Source organism: Ideonella azotifigens, assembly GCF_006519715.1.
Lineage (GTDB): Bacteria > Pseudomonadota > Gammaproteobacteria > Burkholderiales > Burkholderiaceae_C > Ideonella > Ideonella azotifigens.
On record NZ_VIDT01000516.1, the window covers coordinates 1 to 4,034 of the forward strand.

The 4,034-nt window shown below is 68.5% G+C and carries 5 protein-coding genes and 1 pseudogene; 3 read left to right on the plus strand and 3 right to left on the minus strand.

What is annotated here, in order from left to right; translation table 11 throughout:
* The coding region (locus FKP22_RS23130; RefSeq protein ID WP_141290027.1) for a LysR family transcriptional regulator at positions 1–224 on the minus strand (224 nt) is incomplete at its 3' end.
* A gap of 94 nt (positions 225–318) precedes the next feature.
* On the opposite strand from FKP22_RS23130, the gene FKP22_RS23135 reads away from it, so the two are divergent.
* Complete coding sequence (locus FKP22_RS23135; RefSeq protein WP_141290028.1) at positions 319–1,308, plus strand: MBL fold metallo-hydrolase; 990 nt, start codon at positions 319–321, stop codon at positions 1,306–1,308.
* A gap of 30 nt (positions 1,309–1,338) precedes the next feature.
* On the opposite strand, the gene FKP22_RS32540 is transcribed toward FKP22_RS23135, so the two are convergent.
* Positions 1,339–1,482 (minus strand): hypothetical protein, encoded by a 144-nt coding sequence (locus FKP22_RS32540; protein ID WP_170201032.1) that lies wholly within the window; start codon positions 1,480–1,482, stop codon positions 1,339–1,341.
* A gap of 26 nt (positions 1,483–1,508) precedes the next feature.
* On the minus strand, positions 1,509–2,435 hold the full coding sequence (locus FKP22_RS23140) for a LysR family transcriptional regulator (protein WP_141290029.1): 927 nt from the start codon (positions 2,433–2,435) through the stop codon (positions 1,509–1,511).
* A 152-nt stretch (positions 2,436–2,587) separates the two neighbouring features.
* Here FKP22_RS23140 and FKP22_RS23145 point away from each other — a divergent pair, with 152 nt between their 5' ends.
* Positions 2,588–3,619 (plus strand): alpha/beta fold hydrolase, encoded by a 1,032-nt coding sequence (locus FKP22_RS23145; RefSeq protein ID WP_141290030.1) that lies wholly within the window; start codon positions 2,588–2,590, stop codon positions 3,617–3,619.
* A 38-nt stretch (positions 3,620–3,657) separates the two neighbouring features.
* Positions 3,658–3,933, plus strand: a pseudogene (locus tag FKP22_RS23150) (Ohr family peroxiredoxin); the annotation flags it as partial.
* Positions 3,934–4,034: the final 101 nt, after the last annotated feature.

Below are 4,034 nucleotides of genomic sequence, written 5' to 3' on the forward strand. Positions count from 1 at the left end.
AGCCGCGGCTTCAGCTCCAGCGCGCGTTCGGTCGGCACCATGCCGCGGCCGGTTTCCGAGGGCACCAGCAGCGGGTCGCCAAACGCCTCGCGCAGCCGCGCCAACTGGCCTGAGAGTGCCGACTGGCTGATGTTCAGCCGCCTGGCGGCGCGCGTCACGTTCAGCTCCGCCAGCAGTGCGTCCAGCGAAATCAGCAGCGGGAGCTCGGAGCGTTTGATATCCATATTGCCGATGCCTCGTATCGGAATAAGTCACTCACCATTGTGAATGGCGATGGGTAACCTGACGGACGTTCCCACTTCTTTCCGCCAGGTTTCCATGAACAAGACTTCTGCCATCCGTTCCGCTGCCTTTGTGCTGAGCACGCTCGTGGCCGCCGGCTTCACGTCTCTTGCCGCCGCTGCCGAGCCGGCCAGCACCGCCGTCACGCAACACGCACAGACCGGCCTTTACCGCTACCAGCTGGGCGACTTCGAGATCACCGTGCTGTCCGACGGCTCGGTGCCGCAGGACCTGCATGCGCTGCTCAAGGGTGGCAGCCAGCCTGAGGTGGACGGGCTGCTGGCCCGTTCCTTCCTCGCCAGCCCGGTCGAGGCCTCCATCAATGCCTTCCTGATCGACACCGGCTCGCGTCTGGTGCTGGTGGACGTGGGCGCCGGCGACTTCTTCGGCCCGGGCTACGGCGGCAAGCTGCTGGGCCGCCTGCGCGCTGCAGGCAAGTCCCCGGCCGACATCACCGACATCCTGCTGACCCATGTGCACACCGACCACAGCGGCGGCCTGGTGCACGAGGGCAAGGCGGTGTTCCCGAAGGCTGCGCTGCACGTGGGCCAGCCGGACGTGGACTTTTTCCTCGCGCCGGCCCACCAGCAAGGCGTGGGCGGCTACGACAAGGCCTATTTCGCGCAGGCCACCGCGGCGCTCACGCCCTACAAGGCCTCGGGCCAGCTGCAACCGTTCAGCGGCGTGACGACGCTGCTGCCTGGCATCACCGCGATTCCCACGCCAGGCCACACACCGGGCCATGCCTTCTACCGGGTGGAAGGCCGCGGCCAGGCCATCACCTTCATCGGCGACGTGGTGCACGTGCAGGCGGTGCAGTTCCCGCAACCGGCCATCACCATCACCTACGACGTGGACCAGCCGGCCGCCGCGCAGCAGCGCCAGGCCCAGTTCGAGAAGCTGGCCAGCGACCGCGCGCTGGTCGCTGCCCCGCACCTGCCGTTCCCCGGCCTGGGCCATGTGCGCCAGGAGAAAACCGGCTTCAGCTTTGTGCCGGTGGACCATCACGACCGGGACGGCCAGTGAGGGCGCTATTCAGGTGCCTTTTCGCGAGTGTCACCTGGGCTTGACCGGCACGCACAGCTCGCAGAGGAAGGCGCCCTCGTGCGCTTCGGCTTCCGCGCGGTCCGGGCTGGGGGCAGGGTAGGCCTCGGAGCAAAGCCGGGTCATGTCCATCTGCCACTCGGCGCTGCCGTCCACCCAGTGGGAGAGCGCCTGGACACCATTCAGCGAGGACTGGTGCCGGGATCGGCCGCGAACATCCTCATCAACAGCCAGTCCAGCAGCTCGTTGGCCGCAGCCACCAGTGGGCGGCCGGCGCGCACCAGGAGCTTGGCTTGCGCGTTGCGGAACATGGCGTGGTCGACGGGCAGGGCGACCAGTTCGCCGGACTCGATCTCGCGCTGCGCGGCGAACTCGCCGATCAGCGTCAGGAAGTGGCCGCTGGCGGCCATGCGCTTCAGCGCGGTCAGCGAGTTGGTGGTCAGCGTGGGGCGGATCGCGATGCTTTCGGTGAAGGCCAGCATTTCGATGAGCTTGCCGACGCCAAAGCTGGCCGGCATCAGCGCCAGCGGATGGGCCAGCAGATCCTGCAGGTTGGCCGGGCCACCGCGCCGGGCCAGCGGGTGCTGTGGGTGCACCACCAGCATGACCGGCTGGGCCGAGCTGGCGCGCGTGGTGATGTGCTCGTGCGGCGGCGGGTTGTAGGCCAGGCCGATGTGGGCCCGGCCCTCGGCCACCTCGGCCTGCAGGTCGTCCATCGACAGCATTTCGACCTCGATCTCCAGCTTCGGGTAGCGGGCACAAAAGTCGGTCAGCACCTCGGCCACCAGCAGGTCCACATAACCCTCGCTGATGACCACCCGCACACGGCCCAGCTGCAGCCCCTGAATGGCCTGCAGCCGGTCTTCCAGCCGCTCCTGGTGCGAGCGGTAGCCGCGCCAGAAATCCAGCAGGTGGGCCGCCGCCTCGGTGGGTTTCACGCCGCGTGCCTCGCGCTCGAACAGCTGCGCTCCCAGCTCGTCTTCCAGCAGGCGGATCTGCCGGGTGATGACCGAGGGCGCGGTGTTCAGGCTGTCGGCCGCGCCGCGTATGGTGCCCTGCGCCATCACCTCGCGGAAATAGCGCAGGCGCTGCTGGTTGATCTCTCGCATCACATGGCTCCCCTGAATGCGTTGCTGGCGGGCGTCGCTTGGTGTTGCTCAACAGGCAACTAAGCGTGATGTTAGTTGCTCTTGATCGCGCGGGGTGGAACGCGGACCATTCGCCCCGTGCCCGCAGTCCCCCGTCTTTGCCAGGAGAGCCCATGTCCCACACCCCGCTTGCTTCCCGCCGCCAGTTCCTCGGCAGCACCGCCATCAGCCTCGGCGCCGCCAGCCTTGGCCTGGCCTGGACCGGTGCTGCCACCGCGCAGAACGCGGCCGGCACGACGGCCGCGTCGTTCGGCCCCATCCGCCAGGTCGAGGCTGGCCTGCTGAACGTGGGTTATGCGGAGCTGGGCCCGGTCGACGGCCCGGTGGTCGTGCTGCTGCACGGCTGGCCGTACGACATCCACAGCTTCGCCGAGGTGGCACCACTGCTGGTGGCCCAGGGCTACCGGGTCATCGTGCCGCACCTGCGCGGCCATGGCAGCACACGCTTCCTGTCGGTGGACAGCTTCCGCAACGGCCAGCAGGCCGCGGTGGCGCTGGACATCATCGCCCTGCTGGACGCGCTGAAGATCCCGCGTGCGCTGTTCGCCGCCTTCGACTGGGGCGCCCGCACGGCGGACATCATCGCGGCACTGTGGCCCGAGCGCTGCGAGGCGCTGGTCTCGGTGAGCGGCTACCTGATCGGCAACCGCGAGGCCAACAAGGCGCCGTTGCCGCCAGCGGCCGAATACGCCTGGTGGTACCAGTTCTACTTCGCCACCGAGCGGGGCCGCCTCGGCTACGAGAAGAACCGCGACGCCTTCGCCCGGCTGATCTGGCAGACGGCCTCGCCCATGTGGCGCTTCGACGACGCGACCTTCGCCCGCAGCGCCGCCTCGCTGGACAACCCGGACCACGTGGCCATCGTGATCCACAACTACCGCTGGCGCCAGGGCCTGGCCGACGGCGAGGCCCGCTACGACGCGCTGGAGCGGCGCCTGGCCACAGGCCCCACCATCGGCGTGCCGACCATCGTGCTGGAAGGCGATGCCAACGGCGCCCCGCATGCCGTGGGCGACGCGGCCTTCCGCCACAAGTTCACCGGCAAGTACCAGTACCGGCTGATCGAAGGCGGCATTGGCCACAACCTGCCGCAGGAGGCGCCGGCCGCCTTTGCACAGGCCGTGCTCGATGTCGCCCGCCTCTGAATGTCCCAACCTTTCTCAAAAGGAATACCTCATGTTAAAGACTGTTCGCCGCTGGCTGGTCGGCTTGCTTCATTGGCGCGATGGGTCACGCCGCGCGCCGCATGAAGGTGGCGCTGCCGGCCGACGTGGCGGTGGCCGCCGAGGTGGACCTGGGCACTGGCGAAGGCGGCTATTTCCTGCAAGCCCGGCTGGCGATCAGCCTGCCCTGCCTGGCGCCCGAGGTGGCCCGTGCGCTGGTTGACGAGGCGCACGCCACCTGCCCGTATTCCAAGGCCACCCGCGGCAACATCGACGTTGCGTTTTCGGTCAACTGACCGGGCCACGGACGCACGAAGCCCTGACGCACTGAAGCACCACTCAAAGGCATGCCGGCCATGAAGCCCACCTCCGTTTCCTCCACCCGCCGCTGGCTGGC

Bases quoted from the DNA above. Each gene is read 5' to 3' on its own strand.
- FKP22_RS23135 (WP_141290028.1), top strand. From the start codon at position 319: ATGAACAAGACTTCTGCCATCCGTTCCGCTGCCTTTGTGCTGAGCACG.
- FKP22_RS23140 (WP_141290029.1), bottom strand. From the start codon at position 2,435: ATGCGAGAGATCAACCAGCAGCGCCTGCGCTATTTCCGCGAGGTGATG.
- FKP22_RS23145 (WP_141290030.1), top strand. From the start codon at position 2,588: ATGTCCCACACCCCGCTTGCTTCCCGCCGCCAGTTCCTCGGCAGCACC.